Raw genomic sequence first — 20,447 nt, 5'->3', positions numbered from 1 at the left:
CCCCGGCGGCAGGTCAAGGCAGAGCGGGAAGGTGGACGGTCACCGAAAGACCGCCGCCCACAACGGGTTCCGCGGACACCGTGCCGCCGTGCGCCTGGACCGCGGCCCGCACGATCGAGAGCCCCAGCCCGGCGCCGGTGCGGGCGGTCCTGGCGACGCCTGCCCGGCGGAACGGCTCGAACAGTTCGGGGACCGCGGCCGGGTCGAGCAGACCGCCGGAGGAACGCACTCGCAGCACCGACCACTGTGGACCGGCCTGCGTGACGACGTCCAGCCAGCCGCCGTCGACGTTGTGCCGCACGGCGTTCTCCAGCAGATTGCCCGCGATCCGTTCCAGCAGCGCGGGATCACCGAACGTCGGCGCGCCCTGGGTCGCGAATTCGGCGCGGATACCGCGTTTCCCGGCATCGGCCCGCACCGCCCGCCACGCGGTCGCGACGATCACCGCGAGATCGGCCGGTTCCCTGGCCACCAGTCCCGCGCCGTCCGTGCGGGCGAGCAGCAGCAGCGAACCGACCAGCCGCTCGGCCCGTTCGGTCGCGTCGCGGACGACACCCGCCATCCGGCGTAATTCGGCTTCGTCGGCTTGCTCGTCGGCCAGGGTGACGTCGAGTTCGGTGCGGATGACCGCGAGCGGCGTCCGCAGTTCGTGGCTGGCGTTCGCGACGAAATGCCGTTGGGCGTCGAACGCGGCCTGCAACCTGTCGAGCATGTCGTCGAAGGTCTCGGCCAGTTCGGCGAGTTCGTCCTTGGTGCGGACCTCGCCGATCCGCTCCCCCATCGATTCGATCGAGAGGCGCCGCGCCGTCCCGGTGATCTCACGCAACGGCTGCAGGACCCGCGCGGTGAACGTCCACGCGAGGATCCCCGCCGCCAGCACGACGAAACAGAACGCGGCCGCGCCGAACAGCAGCACCCGGTTCCGGGCGTACACCCGCAAATGCTCGGTGACGGCGGAAGCGTCGACCTCGACGCCGTCGACCCGCACCGTGGTGCCCGGCGGCAGCTGCGGAACCGCGGAAACCGCGTCGCCGACCAGATTCCAGGTCAGCCAGAGCAACAGGAGGCTGACCAGCGCCACCAGCCCGGTCGCGAGCAACGTGACCCGCGCGCGCAGGCTGCGGGCACCGGACAGGTTCACCCGCGTGCGGTCCCCTGCTCCGGCACCCGATAGCCGGAGCCGACGACGGTCTCGATGATGCCCGGCTCGCCGAGTTTCTTCCGCAGTGTCATCACGGTGACCCGGACGGTGGTGGTGAACGGGTCGGCGTTCTCGTCCCACACCCGTTCGAGCAGTTCCTCGCTGCTGACCACCGAACCGGCGGCCGACAGCAGCACCTCCAGCACGCCGAACTCCTTGCGGGTGAGCTCGACCGGACCGCTCGCGCGGCGGACGGTCCGCCTCGCCGGATCCAGTTCGACGTCGCCCGAAGTCAGCAGCGGCGGCGCGGCCGGGGTCGCGCGGCGGCCCAGCGCCCGCACCCGCGCGACGAGTTCGGGAAAGGCGAACGGCTTGGCGAGATAGTCGTCGGCGCCGAGGGAAAGCCCGTCGACGCGGTCCGAAACGGAACTGCTCGCGGTGAGCATCAGCACGCGGGTCAGCTCGCCGGACGCGACGATCTCGCGGCACAGGTCGTCACCGGACATACCGGGCAGGTCGCGATCGAGCAGCACGACGTCATACCGGGTGACGGCGGCCTTCTCGTGCCCGTCGTCACCGGTGAGCGCGATGTCCACCGCCATTCCCTCGCGCCGCAGGCCGCGTGCGATCGCGTCGGCGAGGGGTTCTTCGTCTTCGACTACCAGAATTCGCACGACCCCACGTTGCCACAGATTCCTGAGAGTGACCTGATTGGAGTAAGCGTCACCCCCACCGCAGGGCGAACCACAAACGCATCCGGACCTCCGGATCCGCCAGGTCCACGCTCAGCGCCCGTTCGATCTGCCCGATCCGGTGCCGGACGCTGTTGCGGTGCACGCCGAGTTCGGCGGCCGTCCGATCCCAGCCGCCGTGGTGCGCGAGCCACGTCCGCAGCGTGCCGACCAGTTCGCGGTCGCCCTTCCGGTCGAGTTCGCGCAGCGGCGCCAGCGCTTGGGCAGCGAACCCGGCGGCCGCGTCCGGGGCGATCAGCGCGTCCAGGCCGAGCCCGGACGCCTCCGCCACCACCGGCCGTTCCAGCGCGGCGGCCCGCCGCAGCAGCGACTCCACTTCGGCGCGCGCCTCGGGGAGCCGGTCGGGTGGGACGGGCGAACCCACGACGGTGAGCCAGCCGTCGGCGCGGAGCCGGTCGAGGTCGCCGATCGCCGGCGCCTCACGGACGATCGCGGTGAACCGCGGCCCGGGCAGCAGCCGCACGAGCGGGGTGTCGAGCCGGGCGCGCAGCCAGTCGTAGCGCGCGGCGACCTCGTTCGGCCCCCGGCGGTAGGCGATCCCGGCGACCAAGCGGCGTTCGTCCCCGCCGACCACGTCGGTCTCGCCCAGCAGCAACGCCGTGGCGGTGGCACCCAGTCCGGCCGCGTCCGACCCCGCGCGGCCCACCAGCCCGAGCAGCGCCGCCCCGACCGACAGGATCGAGCGGTCCGCGCCGTCGAACCGTTCGACGCGGCCGACCACGACCAGATGTGACGCCGTCGCCTGCGGGTACACCGGTTGCGCGACGACGTGCGTGCCGTCGGCCAGTTCCGTCGTCGCGCTGCGGATCCCCCGGCCCGCCCGCAGCGTGGCGACCAGTTCCCGGACCTCGTCCGGCAGCGGGGACGGCGCGCCGTGGTCGGCGGCGAGGACGTCGCCGGCACCGACCAGCGCCACCCACGCCCGCAGCCGCCCGGCCAGCGCGCTCGCGAGTTCGCCGAGCCCGTCGCCCGCGGCCCTGGTCAGCGCCTCGCGCGCGGCCGCGATCCGCCGCTGTTCCCGCTGCCCCGCCTCGGCGAGCGCGACCGACACCGCGCGGCTGATCGCCAGGAACGGCGTCCGCGGCTGGACGACGATCAGCGGCAACCCGTGCCGCGCGCAGGCCGACCGCAGTGCCGGCGGCAGGGTCTCGTGGGTGCCCGGCGTCAGCCCGAAGCCGAGCGCGGAGATCCCGCTGCCGGCCAGCCGCCGGACGTAGCGGTCGACCTCGGACGGCTCCACCGGAAGGTTCACACCCGCGGTGAGCAGCAGTTCCGCCCCGAGCAGATACGGCGCGGGATCCCGCAGCTCGCTGACGTGCGCCCAGCGCACCGGGGCGTCGAGCGCGTCCGGGCGCAGAGTCTCCACGACCGGGTCGAGTGCCAGTTCCGGGTTGCCGACCACGGCCCGTAACGGGACATTCACATCCGAGTCGAACGGATCGCGAGTTTGGGTCATTTGGTCCTCGATTTCCGGCGCTTTGGATGGATCATCCCATGTCGTTCGAGGAGCGAACGAACCTACGGTGACCCGAACGAAGCGAACCGCCCCAAGGCAAGGAGGACACCGTGGCCGGTGACTACGCGGTGATCGCGCTCTACATAGCGGGCATGATCGGGGTCGGCTGGTTCGGCCTGCGGCTGGCCAAGACCAAATCCGACTACCTGGTCGCGGGCCGCCGCCTCGGCTGGTTCATGTACTCGGGCACGATGTCCGCGGTCGTCCTCGGCGGCGCTTCGACGGTCGGCGGCGTGAAGCTCGGCTACACCTACGGCATCTCCGGCGCCTGGCTCGTGATCGCGATCGGCGTCGGCATCCTGGTCCTGCACACGCTGTTCGCGCGGCGACTGGTGAAACTGCGCGTCTACACCGTCGGCGAGATGCTCGACCTGCGCTACGGCGGCTCCACGAGCGCCATCTCCGGCGTCGTCATGTGGGCGTACACGCTGATGCTGACCGTCACCTCGACGCTGGCCTTCGCCACCATCTTCAAAGTCCTGTTCAACGTCCCGAGCTGGGCCGGGATCGCCATCGGCGGGTCGATCGTGGTGCTCTACTCGGTGCTCGGCGGCATGTGGTCGATCACGCTGACCGACATCGTCCAGTTCGTCATCAAGACCATCGGCATCCTCTTCATCCTGCTGCCGGTCTCGATCGTCTCGGCGGGCGGCTTCGACGGGATGGCCGCGCGGCTGGACGAGAGCTACTTCGAACTCACCGCCATCGGCGGCGACACGATCCTCACCTACTTCCTCATCTACAGCTTCGGCCTGCTCATCGGCCAGGACATCTGGCAGCGCGTGTTCACCGCGAGGACGCCGGGCATCGCCACCGGCGGCGGCGTCATCTCCGGCGTCTACTGCCTGGTCTACGGCCTCGCCGGCGCGCTGATCGGCACCGCGGCCAAGACGCTGTACCCGAACCTCGCCAGCGCGCAGGACGCGTTCGCGACCATCGTCGAGGACCAGCTGCCCGCCGGGGTCCGCGGCCTGGTGCTCGCGGCGGCGTTGTCGGCCATGATGTCGACCGCGAGCGGCGCGCTCATCGCCTGCTCCACGGTCAGCACTTCGGACCTGCTTTCCAAGCTGGGCCTCAAGAAGGCCGCCAACGAGGTGACAAGGAACCGCGTCACCACCCTGATCCTCGGCATTGTCGCGATCGGCATCGCGATGGTCGTGGACGACGTCGTCAACGCGCTGACCATCGCCTACGACATCCTCGTCGGCGGTCTGCTGGTCGCGATCATCGGCGGGCTGGCCTGGAAACGCGGTACTCGTCAGGGCGCGCTCGCGTCGATGGTCGTCGGTACCGTCGTGGTCATCGCGTTCATGTTCGTCGACGGCGTCGAGGCCAACAGCCCGATCTACTGGGGTCTCGGCTCCAGCCTGGCGGTGTACCTGCTGGTCAGCTTCCTCACCCCGCGTACCTCCGACGAGATCCTCACCGTGTGGACCCGCCGTCTGAACGGCAGCGCGGCCGCCGAGGAAGAAGAGGCGGAACTCGCCGCTTCGAAGTCCTGAAACCCTTACACCCCAAGAAGGAGACACAGTGCCTGAGCAGAGCCCGATCGGCCCCGTCGACTCGTCCAAGGTGCCCCGGTTCGCCGGTTTCGCGACCTTCGCGAGGCTGCCGCGGATCGATCAGGTCGAGCGTGCCGATGTCGCCGTCGTCGGCGTGCCGTTCGACGCCGGGGTGTCCTACCGCCCCGGCGCGCGATTCGGCCCCGCCGCGCTCCGCGAGGCCAGCAGGCTCCTTCGCCCGTATCACCCGGAACTCGACGTCTCGCCGTTCGCCGAAACACAGGTGGTCGATGCAGGCGACATCGCGCTCAACCCGTTCAACATCGGCGAGGCGATCGAGACCCTGCAGGACGAGGCCGAGGCGCTGACCGCGAACGGGACACGGCTGGTGACCGTCGGCGGCGACCACACGATCGCGCTGCCGCTGCTGCGGGCGGCGGCGAAGAAGCACGGACCGGTGGCGCTGCTGCATTTCGACGCGCACCTCGACACCTGGGACACCTACTTCGGCGAGCCGTACACCCACGGCACCCCGTTCCGGCGGGCGTCCGAGGAAGGCATCCTCGACACCGAAGCGCTGTCCCACGTCGGCACGCGCGGCCCGCTGTACGGCAAGCGGGATCTGGAAGAGGACCGCCGTCTCGGATTCGGCATCGTCACCTCCGGCGACGTCATGCGCCGCGGGGTCGCCGAGACCGTCGACGCGCTGCGCCAGCGCATCGGCGGCCGCCCGCTCTACATCTCCGTCGACATCGACGTGCTCGACCCCGCGCACGCGCCGGGCACCGGCACCCCCGAAGCGGGCGGCATGACCAGCCGTGAACTGCTGGAGATCCTGCGCGGGCTGCGGGACTGCAACCTCATCGGCGCGGATGTGGTGGAACTCGCCCCGGCTTACGATCACGCCGAGATCACCGCCATCGCGGCCTCCCACGTCGCCTACGACCTGGTGAGCCTGCTCAGCCTGGGAAAGAGCGAATGACACAACGGATAGGCGGCGACGTCGTCGTCGAAACCCTCCGCGCGCTCGGCGCCGACACCGTGTTCGGCCTGCCCGGCCAGCACGCGCTCGGCCTGTTCGAAGCACTGCGGCGCACGGACGACCTGCGCGTGATCAGCTCGCGGGTGGAGAACAACCTGGCGTTCGCGGCCGACGGGCACGCCCGCGCCCGGCTCGCGGCGGACCCCGAAGGCCCGGCCCCGGTGACCCCGATGATCGTGTCGACCGGCCCCGGCGCGCTGCTGACCTTGGCCTCACTGCAGGAATCCCGGGCGGCGTCGGTCCCGGTGCTCGGCATCTCCAGCCAGATCCCGGTCGCCGGGCTCGGCGGCGGACGGCACGGGTACCTGCACGAACTGCCCGATCAGCAGGCAAGTTTCCGTGACGTCGTGAAGTCGGTGCACGTGGTGCGCACCGTCAGCCAGATCCCGACGGCGCTGCGCGAAGCCTGGGAATCGGCGGCGACCGCGCCGTACGGCCCGGTGTGGGTCGAGATCCCGCAGGACATCCTGCTGGCGCCGGCGGAGCTGCCGCGGATCACGTCGGTGACCGCACGGCCCGCGCCGCTCGCGCCGTTGCCGGAGCTCGTCACCGAGGCCGCGAATCTCCTTGGCGCGGCGAAGAACCCGGTGATCCTGGCCGGTGGTGGCGCACTGCGCTCGGGCGCGCACGCGGAACTGAAGGCGCTCGCGGAGGCACTGCGCGCGCCGGTGCTGTCGACGTTCGGCGGCAAGGGCGTCTTCGGCTGGGACCACGAACTTTCCGGGCAGTCGTGGGTCGAAGACTGGCACAGCACCGAGTTCCTCTCGGCCGCGGATGTGCTGCTCGTCCTGGGTTCCGGACTCGGCGAGCTGTCCAGCAACTACCGCGAGTTCGCCCCGCGCGGCCGGATGATCCAGGTCGAGGCCGATCTCGGGAAACTGGGGTCGAACTACCCGGCGCTGGGTATCCACGCCGACGTCCGCCTTGTCCTGCAAGGACTTCTGGAGCAGGTGCCGTTCCGGCAGTCCGACGGTGCGGCCGAAGCCGCGGTGGCGGATCTGCTGGCCAAGGTGCGTGAACGCCTCGACGCCCAGCCTCTCGAGGTCGAGCGCAAGCTGATCGAAGACATCCGCGCGGCGCTGCCCGAGGGCACGCAGACGTTCTGGGACATGACGATCGCGGCCTACTGGGCCTGGTCGGCGTGGAATCCCGAGGGCGCGCCGATCCACACCGCGCAGGGCGCGGGCGGGCTCGGCTACGGCCTGCCCGGCGCGCTCGGCGGCGCTGTCGCCACCGGCGGGCCGGTGCTCGCGGTGTCCGGCGACGGCGGCGCGATGTACGGGATCGCGGAACTGGCCACGGCGGTCCAGCACGGACTGGACGTCACATGGCTGGTCGTCGACGACGGCGGCTACGGCATCCTGCGCGAATACCTGACCGGCGCCTTCGGGCAGTCCACCGCCACCGAACTCGCACGGCCGGATTTCGCCGCGCTGGCGCGCTCTTTCGGCGTCGACGCGACCGTGTCCTCTTTGGACACCGTCGGAAAGGACCTCGCCGACGCGCTGGGCACGCCAGGGCCGTCCGTGGTCGTCCTTCCCGCCCTGCTGAAGATGTTCGAGCCGACCCACCTGGAGAAGAAATGACTCAGGTCCTCAATTTCGTCGACGGCGCCGGGGTACCGGCGTCGGGCTCGCGGACACTCGACCTGGTGGACCCCGCCACCGGCGAGGTCTTCGGCACCAGCGTCCTGTCCGAGCAGTCCGATGTGGACGCCGCGCTGGCCGCCGCCGAACGGGCGTTCAAGGTGTGGCGCAAGAGCACCCCCGCCCAGCGTCAGCTCGCCCTGCTGAAGATCGCCGACGCGGTCGAGGCGCGCGCGGAGGAGTTCGCCGAACTGGAGATCCGCGAGACCGGCAAGATCCGGTCCGTCGTGCTCGACGAGGAGATCCCGGAGTGCGTCAGCGCGCTGCGGTTCTTCGCCGGTGCCGCACGGCAACTCGAAGGCACCGCGTCCGGGGAATACCTGCCGGGGCACTCTTCGGCGATCCGGCGTGAACCGGTCGGCGTCTGCGCGCAGATCGCGCCGTGGAACTACCCGCTGATGATGGGCGTCTGGAAGATCGCCCCGGCGCTGGCCGCCGGGAACACCGTCGTGTTGAAGCCTGCCGAGACCACGCCGTCGACCGCCGTGCTGCTGGCCGAGGTCGCGGCGGAGTTCCTGCCGCGGGGCGCGTTCAACGTGCTGTGCGGCGACCGCGACACCGGCCGCGCATTGGTGAAGCACCCGATCACCGAACTCGTGTCGATCACCGGATCGACCCGCGCGGGCATCGACGTCGCCACCGTCGCGGCGGCCGACCTCAAACGCACGCATCTGGAACTCGGCGGGAACGCGCCGCTGCTGGTCTTCGGCGACGTGAACCTCGCCGAGGCGGCGGAGGGCATCGTCGGCGCGGCGTTCTACAACGCGGGCCAGGACTGCACCGCGGGCAGCCGGGTGCTGGTGGACGCGGCGATCCACGACGAGTTCGTCGCGGAACTCACCAAGGCCGCCGCCGCGCAGGCCCCCGGCCGGGACTTCGGCCCGCTCAACAGCGAGGCGCAGTTCGGCCGGGTGCGCGGTCTCGTCGAGCGACTGCCGTCGCACGCCCGCGTCGAAACCGGCGGCGTTCCCGCCGGTGACCGCGGTTTCTTCTTCTCCCCCACCGTGATCTCGGGCCTGACGCAGGATGACGAGATCGTGCAGGAGGAGATCTTCGGCCCGGTGATCACCGTTCAGTCCTTTGTGGACGAGGACGAAGCGGTCCGCCTTGCCAACGGCGTCCCCTACGGGCTGGCGTCCTCGATCTGGACCAACGACCTGGCACGCGCGACCCGCGTTTCGGGTGAACTCGACTTCGGCTGCGTCTGGGTCAACACCCACGGGCCGCTGGTCTCGGAAATGCCCCATGGCGGCTTCGGGCACTCGGGCCACGGGAAGGACCTCTCGTCCTACTCCTTCGCCGAGTACACCCGCGTCAAGCACGTCATGACCCGCTTCGCCTGACCGCATTTCGGCACCTGGTTGCGGTAGTTCGCGAAGCCAACGATCGCAAGCTGGTGCCGAATTGCGTATTTGGAGGTCCCCATGGGTGACAAGGTCACCGAAGTCGAGCAACACGGCATCGCGCCGATCCCGCCGGAAGAGCAGACGTCGCGGCCCCGCGACCTGTTCCGGATGGCGTTCGGCGGCGCGAACACCTTCGCCACCATCATCCTCGGGACACTCCCGATCGCTTTCGGCCTGAGCTTCTGGGCCGCGGTGGCCGCCACCGTCGCGGGCGTCGTCGTCGGCGCGCTCGTGCTCTCGCCGATGTCGTTGTTCGGCCCGCTCACCCGGACCAACAACGCCGTGTCCTCGGGCGCGCATTTCGGCGTCGTCGGCCGCTGTGTCGGCTCCTTCCTCTCCCTGCTGACGGCGATCACGTTCTTCGCCATCTCGGTCTGGGTGAGCGGCGACGCCGTCGCCGGTGCCGCGCAACGGCTCTTCGGCTTCGACGGCGGCGAGGTGCTCCGCGGCGTCGCGTACGGCGTCATCGCGATCGCGACACTGGTGGTGTGCATCTACGGCTACCGGTTCATGCTGCTGGTGAACCGGGTCGCCGTCGTACTGGGCACGGCGATCATGCTGCTCGGGATCGTGGCCTACGGCGGCACGTTCGACCCGGGTTTCGCCGGCACCGGCACCTACGCCCTCGGGGACTTCTGGCCGACCTGGATCCTGGCCGCGCTCACCACGATGGCGAACCCGATCTCGTTCGGCGCCTTCCTCGGCGACTGGACGCGCTACATCCCCGCGCGCCACAGCCGCCGTTCCCTGCTGGCCGCGCCGTTCCTGGCACAGGTCGCGACGCTGCTGCCGTTCGGCTTCGGCATCGCCACCGCGACACTGGTCGCGGATCCGGCCGACTACATCACCGGCCTGACCGCGATCTCCCCGCTCTGGTACGCGATCCCGCTGATCGTGGTCGCGCTGATCGGCGGACTGTCCACCGGCACGACGTCGCTCTACGGGACCGGGCTGGACTTCAGCTCGATCTTCGTGAAGCTGAGCCGGGTGCAGGCGACGCTGCTGATCGGCTCGCTCAGTGTGGTGTTCATCTTCGTCGGCAACTTCGTGCTCGACATGGTCTCCAGCATCAACGCCTTCGCCACGCTGATCGTGCTGTGCACCTCGCCGTGGATGGTGATCATGATGATCGGCTTCGTGCTGCGGCGCGGGTTCTACGATCCCGACGACCTCCAGGTGTTCAACCAGGGCCGCAAGGGCGGCCGCTACTGGTTCACCCGAGGCGTGAACTGGCGTGCGATGGCCGCGTGGATCCCGGCGACGACGCTGGGCCTGCTGACCGCCAACACCCCGATGATCGCCGGACCGTTCAAGGACATCGCGGGCGGCGTCGACGTCAGCATGGTGGTGACGCTGTGCACGGCGGCGATCGCGTATCCCGTGCTGGTGAAGCTCTTCCCCGAGCCGCGGGAGGTCTACGCGTACTCGGAGCCTGTCGCCACTCCGGCGGTCGCGATCGCCCAGGAGGCCTAGCGCGTGCTATGAAAGGCCCCTTCATTGCAAAATTTGCAATGAAGGGGCCTTTCATAGCGCTTGTCAGCGCCTGTCAGCGGTGCGTGTCCTCCGGCGCCGGTGTCCGGCTCGCCAGGTTCGCGGACCACTCGGTGACCCGCCGCGCGACGTCCTGCGCGGTGAGCCCGACGCGGGCCAGGACCTCTTCGCGCGAACCGTGGTCGTGGAACACCTGCGGCACCGCGAGATCGCGCAGCGGCACGTCGCACTCGGCGTCACGGAAGAGCGCGGCCAGCGCGGAACCGAAACCGCCGTGCCGTCCGCTGTCCTCGACGGTCACGACCAGCTTGTGCTGCTCGGCCAGCGCCACCAGTTCGGCGGGCGCCGGGACGACCCAGCGCGGGTCCACCACGGTCACGCCGATGCCCTGGTCGGCCAGCCGGTCCGCGGCGGCGAGCCCGAGCATCGCGAACGCGCCCACGGCGACCAGCAGGACGTCGGCGTCACCGTCGGGTTTGCGCAGGACGTCGACCGTGCCGACGCGTTCGACTGCGGGCACGGAGTCGATCACGCCGCCCTTGGAGAACCGCAGCGCCGTCGGCCCGTCCTCGACCGCGACGGCCTCCCGCAGTTCCTCGCGCAGCGTGCCGGCGTCGCGCGGCGCGGCGACCCGCATACCCGGCACCATGCCGAGCAGCGAGAGGTCCCACATGCCGTGATGACTCGGCCCGTCCGGTCCGGTGATGCCCGCCCGGTCCAGCACCAGCGTCACCGGCTGGCGGTGCAGCGCGACGTCCATCAGGACCTGGTCGAACGCCCGGTTCAGGAAGGTCGAGTAAACCGCGACGACGGGGTGCTTGCCGCCCATCGCGAGCCCGGCGGCCGAAGTCACCGCGTGCTGCTCGGCGATGCCGACGTCGTACCAGCGGTCCGGGTACGCCTCGGCGAACTTGTGCAGCCCGGTCGAGCGCAGCATGGCCGCGGTGATCGCGACGACGTCCTCGCGGTCGGCGCCGATCTTCACCAGCTCGTCGGCGAAGACGCCGGTCCAGCTCGGGCCCTTGACCGGCGGCAGGCCGGTTTCCGGGTCGATCGGGTCGGTCTGGTGCATCTGGTCGGCCTGGTTGGTCACCGCGGGCTCGTAACCGTGGCCCTTCTCGGTGACCACGTGCACGATGACCGCGCCGCCGAAGTCGCGCGCGCTCTGGAACGCCTTCTCCAGCGCGGCCAGGTCGTGCCCGTCCACCGGGCCGAGGTACTTGAGGCCGAGGTCGGAGAACATCATCTGCGGGCTAAGCGCGTCCTTGAGCCCCGCCTTGGCCGCGTGCAGCGCCGCGTAGATCGGCTTGCCGACGATGGGCGTGTGCCGCAGCAGTTCCTTGCCGCGGTCCAGCACGCGCTCGTAGCCCGGCTTGAGCCGCAGCGCCGCGAGGTGGTCCGCCACGCCGCCGATGGTCGGTGAGTACGAGCGGCCGTTGTCGTTGATGACGATGACGACCGGGCGGCGCGGGTTCGCGGCGATGTTGTTGAGCGCCTCCCAGCACATGCCACCGGTCAGCGCGCCGTCGCCGACCACGGCGATCGCGTGCCTGCCACCGCCGCCCAGCTCGAACGCCTTCGCCAGACCGTCCACATAGGACAGCGCGGTCGACGCGTGGCTGTTCTCGACGAGGTCGTGCTCGCTCTCGCAGCGCGCCGGGTAGCCGGTGAGGCCGCCGAGCTGGCGCAGCTTGCCGAAGCCGTCATGACGGCCGGTGACGATCTTGTGCACATACGCCTGGTGACCGACGTCCCACACGATGGCGTCGTTCGGCGAGTCGAAGACCCGGTGCAGCGCCATCGTCAGCTCGACCACACCCAGGTTCGGGCCGAGGTGACCACCGGCGAGCCGCACCTTTTCGACGAGGAAGTCCCGGATCTCCGCGGCCAGCTCGTCGAGCTGCTCCGGGGTCATCCGCTTCAAGTCGGCCGGTCCGTGCACGGACTCGAGCAACGTCACTCTCCCACCTCGCCTGATTCCTCTTCCGCCGTTCCGGCCAGTCTACGGAGGGTCCCTGAGAGTCTTCCGTCCGCCGCGTCACGGGTCACATGTCAGAAAATCACCACTCGGCACCCGACGGTGTGAACATGGTCTCTTTTGCCAAGTAGCGGTCACGTCGGGTGGCCGTAATAATCGCTGATCGACGGTTGAGCAGGAGCCGGTTGCGGAGGGCTTGATGGCGGACTTTTTCATCGATGGCGAGTGGGTCGACGCGGTCGGCGGTGGTCGCCGGGAGATCCGCTGCCCCGCGGACGGATCGCTGGTCGCGGAAGTCGCCGAAGGCACCCGTGAAGACACCGAAGCGGCCATCGCCGCCGCGAGGAAGGCGTTCGACTCCGGCCCGTGGCCGGGCACGCCCGCTCCCCAGCGCGGTGACCTGCTGTTGAAGGCCGCGGACCTGCTCGATCGCGACGCATCGGCCTTCGCCCGCGCCGAATCGCTCGACACCGGGAAACGGCTGGTCGAGAGCGAATACGACATGGCCGACATCGCCGCGTGCCTGCGCTACTTCGGCAAGCTCGCCGCCAACGACGCCGGTCGCGTGGTCGACACCGGCAACCCGGACGCGTTCAGCCGGATCGTGCACGAGCCGGTCGGCGTCTGCGGGCTGATCACGCCGTGGAACTACCCGCTCCTGCAGACCATCTGGAAGGTCGCCCCCGCGCTCGCGGCGGGCAACACGTTCGTCCTCAAGCCCAGCGAGCTGACCCCGCACACGTCGATCATGCTGATGAAGCTGCTGACCGAGGCCGGGCTGCCCGGCGGCGTCGCGAACCTGGTGCTCGGGGCGGGCGCGCAGGCCGGGGCTCCTCTTTCGGAGCATCCGGATGTCGATCTCGTCTCGTTCACCGGCGGCCTCGCGACCGGCAAGATCATCGCCGCCTCGGCCGCCGCGACCATCAAGAAGGTCGCGCTGGAGCTGGGCGGGAAGAACCCGAACGTCGTCTTCGCCGACTCGGATTTCGACACCGCCGTCGACTACGCGCTGACCGCGGTGTTCCTGCACTCCGGGCAGGTCTGCTCGGCGGGCGCGCGGCTGATCGTCCAAGAGGAGTGGCACGAGGAGTTCGTCGGCGAACTCGTCCGCCGCGCCGAACTGATCCGACTGGGTGGACCTTTCGACCCGAAGGCTGAAACCGGTCCGCTGATCTCGGCCGCCCATTTGGAAAAGATCGAACGCTACGTCGCGGCGGCGCTGGAAGAGGGCGCCGTCCTGCGCACCGGCGGCAAACGACCCGACGATCGCGAGCTCGCGAAGGGCCACTACTACCTGCCGACCATCCTCGACAACGTGAAGCAGGGCAGCAGCGCCGTCGTTGACGAATCGTTCGGCCCGGTGCTCACCGTCGAGACCTTCACCGACGAGGACGACGCCGTCCGCATCGCCAACGACACGCACTACGGCCTCGCGGGCGCGGTGTTCACCTCGGACGCCTCCCGCGCGCAGCGGGTCGCGAACCGGCTGCGGCACGGCACGATCTGGATCAACGACTTCCACCCGTACCTGCCGCAGGCGGAATGGGGCGGCTACAAGCAGTCCGGCTTCGGGCGTGAGCTCGGCCCGACCGGGCTCGCCGAGTACACGGAGGCGAAGCACATCTACCAGAACCTCCGGCCCGCACCACAGCGCTGGTTCTCCGGGGAGCCCGCGTCCAACTAAAGAGGGGAAATTGCCGATGAGCAATCCTTCCGACGACGGCCTCGCCGGTTTCGGCTACAAACAGGAACTCGAAAGAACGCTCGGCAATTTCCACACCTTCGCCGCCGGGATCAGCTACATCTCGATCCTGACCGGGACCTTCCAGCTGTTCTACTTCGGCTTCAGCTTCGGCGGGCCGGCGTACTGGTGGTCGTGGCCGATGGTGTTCGTCGGCCAGCTGATGGTGGCGTTGTCGTTCGCCGAACTGGCCGCGCACTATCCGGTCGCCGGTTCGATCTACAACTGGTCGAAACGGCTCGGCAGCCCGCACGTCGCCTGGATGGCCGGGTGGATGATGCTGACCGCCTCGATCGTCAGCATCGCCGCGGTCGCGCTGGCGTATCAGATCACGCTCCCGCAGATCTCGTCGTTCTTCTCCTTCTCCGGCGACAGCGCGGTGAACGCGGTCATCCTCGGCACCGTCCTGATCCTGTTCACCACGCTGGTGAACGCCTGGGGCGTCAAACTGATGGCGCGGATCAACAGCGCCGGGGTGTTCATCGAACTGATCGCCGCGGTCCTGCTGATCGTCGCGCTCGCGGTGAACATCACGCGCGGCCCCGAGGTCGTCATGCAGACCAACAACACCGGCGCCGACCAGCCCTGGGGGTATTTCGGAGCGTTCCTGGTCGCCTCGCTCGCGTCGACCTACGTCATGTACGGCTTCGACACCGCCAGCTCGCTCGGCGAGGAATCCCACGACCCGCGCAAGAACGCGCCCAAGGCGATCCTGCGCGCGCTGATCGCGTCGTTCGTCATCGGCGGGCTGATCCTGATCCTGGCGCTGATGGCCGTCGGCGACATCAACAACCCGCAGATCGCGACCGGCGGGCTCCAGTTCATCGTGCTCGACGTCCTCGGCAGCACGATCGGCACGATCTTCCTGCTCGCGGTCGTCATCGCGATCACCGTGTGCAACCTGGCCGTGCAGTCGGCGGCGATCCGGATGATGTTCGCGATGGGCCGCGACAACAACCTGCCCGCCGGGAAGCATCTGGCGCGGGTGTCGCCGAAGACCAAGACGCCCGTGATCCCCGCGATCGTGTCCGGCGTCATCGCGGTCCTGATCCTGGTGGTCAACGTCGGCCAGCCGCAGATCTTCACGGTGATCACCAGTATCGGCATCATCATGATCTACCTGGCGTACCTGCTGGTCACCGTGCCGATGCTGGTCAAACGCCTGCGCGGGCAATGGCCGCCGCCGAAGGTGGCAGGCACCAAGTACTTCTCGCTCGGCAAACTGGGACTGCCGGTCAACATCCTCGGCGTGCTGTGGGGCGGCGCGATCGTGGTGAACCTGGCGTGGCCGCGGCGTGAGGTCTACAACGCGACCGAGCCGTATCACTGGTACCTCGAATGGGGGGCCGTGCTGTTCGTCGGCGCGGTGGCCGTCGTCGGTTTCGCGTATTACTGGTTCGTCCTGCGGCACAAGAGCGGCGTCCTGGCCGATCACGCCGCGGAAGCACTTCCCGAGGAGGCAGCACAGTGACCGGAGAGTTCGACTACATCGTCGTCGGCGGCGGGACGGCGGGTTCGGTGGTCGCGGCGAGACTCTCGGAAGACCCGGACGTCACCGTGGCGCTCCTCGAAGCCGGTCCGTCCGATGTGGACGATCCGGCGGTGCTGGAACTGACGAAGTGGATGGCACTGCTGGAATCCGGCTACGACTGGGACTACCTGGTCGAACCGCAGGAGTCCGGCAACTCCTTCCTGCGCCACGCCCGCGCGCGGGTGCTCGGCGGCTGCTCGTCGCACAACTCGTGCATCGCCTTCTGGGCGCCGGCGGAAGACCTCGACGAATGGTCGTCGCTCGGCCTGCCCGGCTGGTCGGCCAAGGATGTTTTCCCGCTATACCAACGCCTCGAGACCAACGACGGCCCCGGAAACCACCACGGCCGTTCCGGTCCGGTGACCATCCGCTCGGTGCCGCCGAACGACCCGACCGGCGTCGCGCTGCTGCAGGCATGCGAGCAGGCGGGCATCCCGAGGACGCAGTTCAACTCGGGCAAGACCGTGACACACGGGGCGAACTGGTTCCAGATCAACGCGCGCGAAGACGGCACGCGGTCGTCTGCGTCGGTCTCGTATCTGCATCCGATCATCGGCAAGCGGCCGAACCTGGAGATCATCACCGGCGCCCGCGTCCGGCGGCTGCTGTTCGACGGCAAACGCTGCACCGGCGCGGAGTACCTCGCCGACGACCTGATCCACGGTGTCCCGCTGCGGGCGCGGCGCGAGGTCATCCTGTCCTCCGGCGCGATCGACACCCCGAAACTCCTGATGCTGTCGGGAATCGGCCCCGCCGAGCATCTGCGCGAGGTCGGAGTGGAAGTTCTGGTGGACTCCCCCGGCGTCGGCGAGAACCTGCAGGATCACCCGGAAGGCGTCATCCAGTGGGACGCCCTGCAACCGATGACGACCGAGTCCACGCAATGGTGGGAGATCGGCATCTTCACCACCACCGAGGAAGGGCTCGACCGGCCGGACCTGATGTTCCACTACGGCTCGGTGCCGTTCGACATGAACACCCTCCGGCAGGGCTATCCCACCACGGAGAACGGCTTCTGCCTGACCCCGAACGTCACCCGGTCACGGTCGACCGGCACCGTGCGGCTGCGCAGCCGGGACTATCGGGACAAGCCGAAGGTGGACCCGCGCTACTTCAGCGACGAGCACGACATGCGCGTGATGACCTACGGCATCAAACTGGCGCGCAAGATCGCCGAGCAGCCCGCACTGGACGAATGGGCGGGCACGGAACTGGCGCCCGGCAAGGACGTCAAGACCGACGACGAGATCGCCGACTACCTGCGCAAGACGCACAACACGGTCTACCACCCTTCGTGCACCGCGAAAATGGGCGGCGACGGGGATCCGCTGGCCGTACTGGACGCGCGGCTGCGGGTGCGGGGCGTCGAAGGCCTGCGCGTCGCGGACGGTTCGGCGATGCCGTTCCTGGTCGCCGTCAACCCGTGCATCACGACGATGGCGATCGGTGAGAAGTGCGCGGACATGCTGAAGGAGGACGCGCGCTCCTAGCGCTCGCTTGAGTGAGGCCCCCTTCGACCGGAGGGGGCCTTCGCTTTGCCCGGAAACCGGTGGAGCGGCCACCCTCAGGCCATTACCGTGCTGCCGGACCATGTGTCGAGCCCGAGGGCCTGCCTGCCTTTCGTCCTCCGCCGTTGCCACGCTTGCGTGTCCGGGCGTTTCCGGGCGAACGGCAAGTTCCGCGTCAACGCCGACCACAAACTCCTCGACGTCTGGCTCCTCGTGCGCTGCATCGGATGCGGGGACACCGCGAAGCTCACGATCCTGGAGCGGGTGGCCGTGCGCTCCGTCCGGCCTGAACTGCTGAACCGCCTGCACGAGAACGACCTCGCCTTGGCGGCGGAACTGCTCCAAGATCCGGTCGTGCGGCGCCGTAACCGCATCGCCCTCGATTGGGAGGGTGCCTGGCGCCTCGACACCGGCTCCTCGGGTGCCCGCGACTTTCGCGACGTCTCGGTTCACTTCGACGCTCGGATCCCGGTCCGGCCGGCGCGGCTGATCGCCGAGGGGTGCGGTCTTTCGCGAGGTGAGGTCGAGAGACTGATCGAGGAAGGGAAGGTGGTTTCGGCGGTGCGGTTGACCGGGAAGGTTTCCGGGGACTTCACTTTCACACTGAAACGCTGAGCTTGGGCTTGTGAGTGGTAAGGACGGTTAGAACCAAGGCCTGCACGCGCAAAACCCAGTACATGAAGGACCCCATCCTTGCGCCTAGGTACAGGAAGGGGTCCTTCATGTACTTCAGGCATCACGCAAGGAGCGCCGCAGGTCACGCAGTAGGCAACCAAGAGGGGCCTCGCCAGAACCGCCCTTACCACTCACGAGCGTCACGATGCACGGCACCCATATCACCCATCAGTGGTAAATGTGCAATTACCGTTGTTGCTTAAAATTACGAATGATTTCACGCACATTTTTCGGTAATATGGAGACGTGCCCGAGACGACCATTCCCCCGCTGCCGCAGGAACTGTGGCGCGCCGGCAAGCTGGAGCTTGCCCACGGCGTGACGCACCTGCTGCAGGCGATGAGGGTGGCCTCGGCCGGGTTGGGGAAGTACCTGGCTGAAGTCGAGTCGCGGGGCGCGGAAGACTTGTTCGGCTACGGGAGCGCGGCATCGTGGCTCGCCGATGTCGCCCGGATCTCCCGGGGTGACGCGCAAGACATGGTGGACCGGGCCCAGGCCCTGAACCCCGCACCGGGTGTCGGTGGTGAGGGGGCCGTGTTCGCGCCCGCGACCGCCGCCGCGGCCGAGGACGGCGCGCTCGGGGAGCAGCACATCGACCTGATCCTGGAGATCCTCCGCAAGATCCCCTCCGATGTGCCTGCGGAGGAACGAGCCGGGGCGGAGAAGATCCTCGCCGATCTCGCCCGCGAGGCCGGGCCGAAAGAGATCGCCGACGCAGGCGTGAACCTTCTCGCGCATCTCGACCCCGATGGCAACGAGCCGAAGGACCCCGAACCCACGCCGCCGAGGCGGGAGGTGTTCGTCGAGCGCCGCAAGGACGGCTTCTGGAAACTGTCCGGGCTCCTGGACCCCGAGACCGGTGCCCGCACCGCGGCCGCGCTGGACGCCTACGGGGCGAAGCGGCCGGTCGACGAGTTCGGCCAGGCCGACCACCGCACCCTGCCCCAACGCCGAGGAGACGCGTGGACCGACCTCGTCGACCTCGCCATCGCCTGCCCCGACCAACCGGGCACCTCCGGCTACCGCACGCTGGTGCATGTCACCGTCGGACTCGAAGCCTTGGAGACCGGACTCGGGACCGCGTGCCTCGACTTCGTCGGGAAGATCACCGCCCGCGAAGCCCGTTTGGCAGCTTGCGACTGCCTGATGATCCCCGTCGTGCTCAACGCCGCCGGTGAACCTCTCGATGTCGGACGGATGAAACGGTTCGTCACCCCAGGCCAACGCCGGGCCTTGAACATCCGCGACGGTGGCTGTGCGTTCCCTGGCTGCCATCGGGCGCCGAAGCACTGTCACGCCCACCATGTTCACCACTGGGCGGACGGCGGACCGACCGACCTGCGGAACCTGGTCCTGCTCTGCGGCTTCCACCATCGGCTCATCCACCATGGCGACTGGCAGGTTCGTATGGCGCCGGACGGGATACCGGAATTCGTGCCGCCCCAATACCTCGACCCGCTACAAGTGCCACGGCGCAACACACTCCATCGCGTCGTGACTTGATCCCGCACAACCCGAGGAGCCCGCCGTCCGCACCGGCGACGGGCTCCTCGGCATGCCCACGTTCAAAAGCGCCGTGCGTTCCCACGCCATTTACCACTCACGAGGGCTTGGCCGTCTCGGGCCTTGCCCGCCTGAGTACATGAAGGCCCCTTTATGTACCGAGTGTCCCGAGTCGGAAGTTCGTGTGGTAATTCGGCGTGGTGCCGAAGGATCTTGTTCTTGCTTCGCGCGGTGAAGATGCTGTCGCCTGAGGCCGTGAGCATTCCGCTGATTCAAGGTGTCGAGTCGCGGGGATTCGCTCGCGGGCCGTGGGGCGACCGTGCCGCGAAAGCCACTTTCGCGACCCCAGGCGTCGCGAAAGTGGCTTTCGCGACACACCTCATGCCCCCCGGTCCAGGCGCGAAACGGCCGGCTATCGATACGGATTAACGGCGCGAACTTCCGGTGCAGGACGCTAGGTACAGGAAGGGGTCCTCCATGTACTCAGCGTGGCGTGAAGCCTGGGAGCAACCGGCCGGAATCCGGCTTCCTTTCCCGAGAAGGTCAAATGGAAACGACGGCCGGGGTGCCCCGATTTCCGGACATCTGCTGCAGCGCCCACGCCTGCCCGAATTCCGCCAGCGCCGGACCCGACCAGTACGCCGAAATGCCGACTCCCTTCCACAACGGCATCGTCGGTCCGCTCAGCGTTCCGTGACCGACCTGCACCTGGACCGCGCCTTCCACCCACGTGAAGACGAAATGCGCGTACATGAACATCCACGCTTGCCTGCCCAGCAGATCCCGCGCGAGCACCGGCCCCTCTGACGGATAGGGCGCCGTGTAGATGACTTGTTTCCGGCCGTTCCGGTAACTGATCTCCTGCGCCGTGACACCGGGAGGAAGAACTGACGGTTCCATTCGTCAGTCCTCCACGATGGTGATCGTGCCGTGCCCGTCACAGCCGGCACAGCCTTTACCGTCACAATCACCGCATACCGAAGTGAGATAATCCATGATTCGGAAGTCCGTTCGC

Annotated in this window: 15 protein-coding genes; 10 read left to right on the top strand and 5 right to left on the bottom strand. The window is 68.8% G+C overall.

Annotated elements, in window-relative coordinates:
* Positions 1 to 13: 13 nt before the first annotated feature.
* Genes ACIHAO_RS13415 through ACIHAO_RS13405 form a run of 3 tightly spaced genes read right to left on the bottom strand, consistent with a single transcriptional unit; the run spans position 14 to position 3,349 of the window.
* The gene (locus tag ACIHAO_RS13415; protein WP_396557504.1) at positions 14 to 1,141 is read right to left on the bottom strand and encodes a sensor histidine kinase; all 1,128 of its coding nucleotides are present in this window, start codon (positions 1,139 to 1,141) and stop codon (positions 14 to 16) included.
* A complete protein-coding gene (locus tag ACIHAO_RS13410) occupies positions 1,138 to 1,815 on the bottom strand; it encodes a response regulator transcription factor (RefSeq protein ID WP_007033550.1) in 678 nt (225 codons plus the stop codon). Before ACIHAO_RS13410 ends, ACIHAO_RS13415 begins: the two co-directional genes overlap by 4 nt.
* Positions 1,816 to 1,864: 49 nt before the next feature.
* Entirely contained in the window at positions 1,865 to 3,349 is a 1,485-nt protein-coding gene (locus ACIHAO_RS13405) for a PucR family transcriptional regulator (protein ID WP_396557502.1), read from the bottom strand.
* 110 nt (positions 3,350 to 3,459) lie between these two features.
* On the opposite strand from ACIHAO_RS13405, the gene ACIHAO_RS13400 reads away from it, so the two are divergent.
* The 5 genes from ACIHAO_RS13400 (at position 3,460) to ACIHAO_RS13380 (ending at position 10,478) form a co-directional block, all read left to right on the top strand.
* Complete coding sequence (locus tag ACIHAO_RS13400; RefSeq protein WP_396557500.1) at positions 3,460 to 4,911, top strand: sodium:solute symporter; 1,452 nt, start codon at positions 3,460 to 3,462, stop codon at positions 4,909 to 4,911.
* A gap of 28 nt (positions 4,912 to 4,939) precedes the next feature.
* Positions 4,940 to 5,893 (top strand): agmatinase, encoded by a 954-nt coding sequence (speB, locus tag ACIHAO_RS13395; protein ID WP_396557498.1) that lies wholly within the window; start codon positions 4,940 to 4,942, stop codon positions 5,891 to 5,893.
* A complete protein-coding gene (locus tag ACIHAO_RS13390) occupies positions 5,890 to 7,539 on the top strand; it encodes a thiamine pyrophosphate-binding protein (RefSeq protein ID WP_396557496.1) in 1,650 nt (549 codons plus the stop codon). The genes speB and ACIHAO_RS13390 overlap by 4 nt, the downstream gene beginning before the upstream one ends.
* Positions 7,536 to 8,942 (top strand): aminobutyraldehyde dehydrogenase, encoded by a 1,407-nt coding sequence (locus ACIHAO_RS13385; RefSeq protein WP_396557494.1) that lies wholly within the window; start codon positions 7,536 to 7,538, stop codon positions 8,940 to 8,942. Before ACIHAO_RS13390 ends, ACIHAO_RS13385 begins: the two co-directional genes overlap by 4 nt.
* Positions 8,943 to 9,023: 81 nt before the next feature.
* Positions 9,024 to 10,478: a purine-cytosine permease family protein gene (locus ACIHAO_RS13380; protein ID WP_396557492.1), complete on the top strand. Its 1,455-nt coding sequence runs from the start codon at positions 9,024 to 9,026 to the stop codon at positions 10,476 to 10,478.
* 73 nt (positions 10,479 to 10,551) lie between these two features.
* Here ACIHAO_RS13380 and dxs read toward each other — a convergent pair whose 3' ends face one another.
* Positions 10,552 to 12,456 (bottom strand): 1-deoxy-D-xylulose-5-phosphate synthase, encoded by a 1,905-nt coding sequence (dxs, locus tag ACIHAO_RS13375; RefSeq protein WP_396557490.1) that lies wholly within the window; start codon positions 12,454 to 12,456, stop codon positions 10,552 to 10,554.
* Between the two features lie 217 nt (positions 12,457 to 12,673).
* On the opposite strand from dxs, the gene ACIHAO_RS13370 reads away from it, so the two are divergent.
* The 5 genes from ACIHAO_RS13370 to ACIHAO_RS13350 all read left to right on the top strand — a co-directional run bounded on the left by ACIHAO_RS13370 (position 12,674) and on the right by ACIHAO_RS13350 (position 19,432).
* Positions 12,674 to 14,158 (top strand): aldehyde dehydrogenase family protein, encoded by a 1,485-nt coding sequence (locus tag ACIHAO_RS13370; protein WP_396557488.1) that lies wholly within the window; start codon positions 12,674 to 12,676, stop codon positions 14,156 to 14,158.
* Positions 14,159 to 14,174: 16 nt separating this feature from the next.
* Positions 14,175 to 15,686 carry an APC family permease gene (locus ACIHAO_RS13365; protein WP_396557486.1) on the top strand — a complete coding sequence of 504 codons (1,512 nt, stop codon included), beginning with the start codon at positions 14,175 to 14,177 and terminating at the stop codon, positions 15,684 to 15,686.
* A complete protein-coding gene (locus tag ACIHAO_RS13360) occupies positions 15,683 to 17,236 on the top strand; it encodes a GMC family oxidoreductase (RefSeq protein WP_396557484.1) in 1,554 nt (517 codons plus the stop codon). The genes ACIHAO_RS13365 and ACIHAO_RS13360 overlap by 4 nt, the downstream gene beginning before the upstream one ends.
* A gap of 156 nt (positions 17,237 to 17,392) precedes the next feature.
* Positions 17,393 to 17,869: a DUF1062 domain-containing protein gene (locus ACIHAO_RS13355; protein ID WP_396557482.1), complete on the top strand. Its 477-nt coding sequence runs from the start codon at positions 17,393 to 17,395 to the stop codon at positions 17,867 to 17,869.
* 306 nt (positions 17,870 to 18,175) lie between these two features.
* A complete protein-coding gene (locus ACIHAO_RS13350; protein ID WP_396557480.1) occupies positions 18,176 to 19,432 on the top strand; it encodes a DUF222 domain-containing protein in 1,257 nt (418 codons plus the stop codon).
* 543 nt (positions 19,433 to 19,975) lie between these two features.
* Here the strand turns inward: ACIHAO_RS13350 and ACIHAO_RS13345 are convergent.
* Entirely contained in the window at positions 19,976 to 20,332 is a 357-nt protein-coding gene (locus tag ACIHAO_RS13345) for a hypothetical protein (RefSeq protein WP_396557478.1), read from the bottom strand.
* Positions 20,333 to 20,447 lie beyond the last annotated feature (115 nt).

It is taken from the genome of Amycolatopsis sp. NPDC052450, from assembly GCF_044547565.1.
GTDB lineage: Bacteria > Actinomycetota > Actinomycetes > Mycobacteriales > Pseudonocardiaceae > Amycolatopsis.
This window is presented reverse-complemented; position numbering and strand designations above follow the sequence as displayed.

Excerpts from the sequence above, each read along its gene's own strand:
- ACIHAO_RS13405 (WP_396557502.1), bottom strand. The coding sequence starts at position 3,349 with ATGACCCAAACTCGCGATCCGTTCGACTCGGATGTGAATGTCCCGTTA.
- ACIHAO_RS13390 (WP_396557496.1), top strand. The coding sequence starts at position 5,890 with ATGACACAACGGATAGGCGGCGACGTCGTCGTCGAAACCCTCCGCGCG.
- ACIHAO_RS13385 (WP_396557494.1), top strand. The coding sequence starts at position 7,536 with ATGACTCAGGTCCTCAATTTCGTCGACGGCGCCGGGGTACCGGCGTCG.
- ACIHAO_RS13380 (WP_396557492.1), top strand. The coding sequence starts at position 9,024 with ATGGGTGACAAGGTCACCGAAGTCGAGCAACACGGCATCGCGCCGATC.
- ACIHAO_RS13370 (WP_396557488.1), top strand. The coding sequence starts at position 12,674 with ATGGCGGACTTTTTCATCGATGGCGAGTGGGTCGACGCGGTCGGCGGT.
- ACIHAO_RS13365 (WP_396557486.1), top strand. The coding sequence starts at position 14,175 with ATGAGCAATCCTTCCGACGACGGCCTCGCCGGTTTCGGCTACAAACAG.
- ACIHAO_RS13345 (WP_396557478.1), bottom strand. The coding sequence starts at position 20,332 with ATGGAACCGTCAGTTCTTCCTCCCGGTGTCACGGCGCAGGAGATCAGT.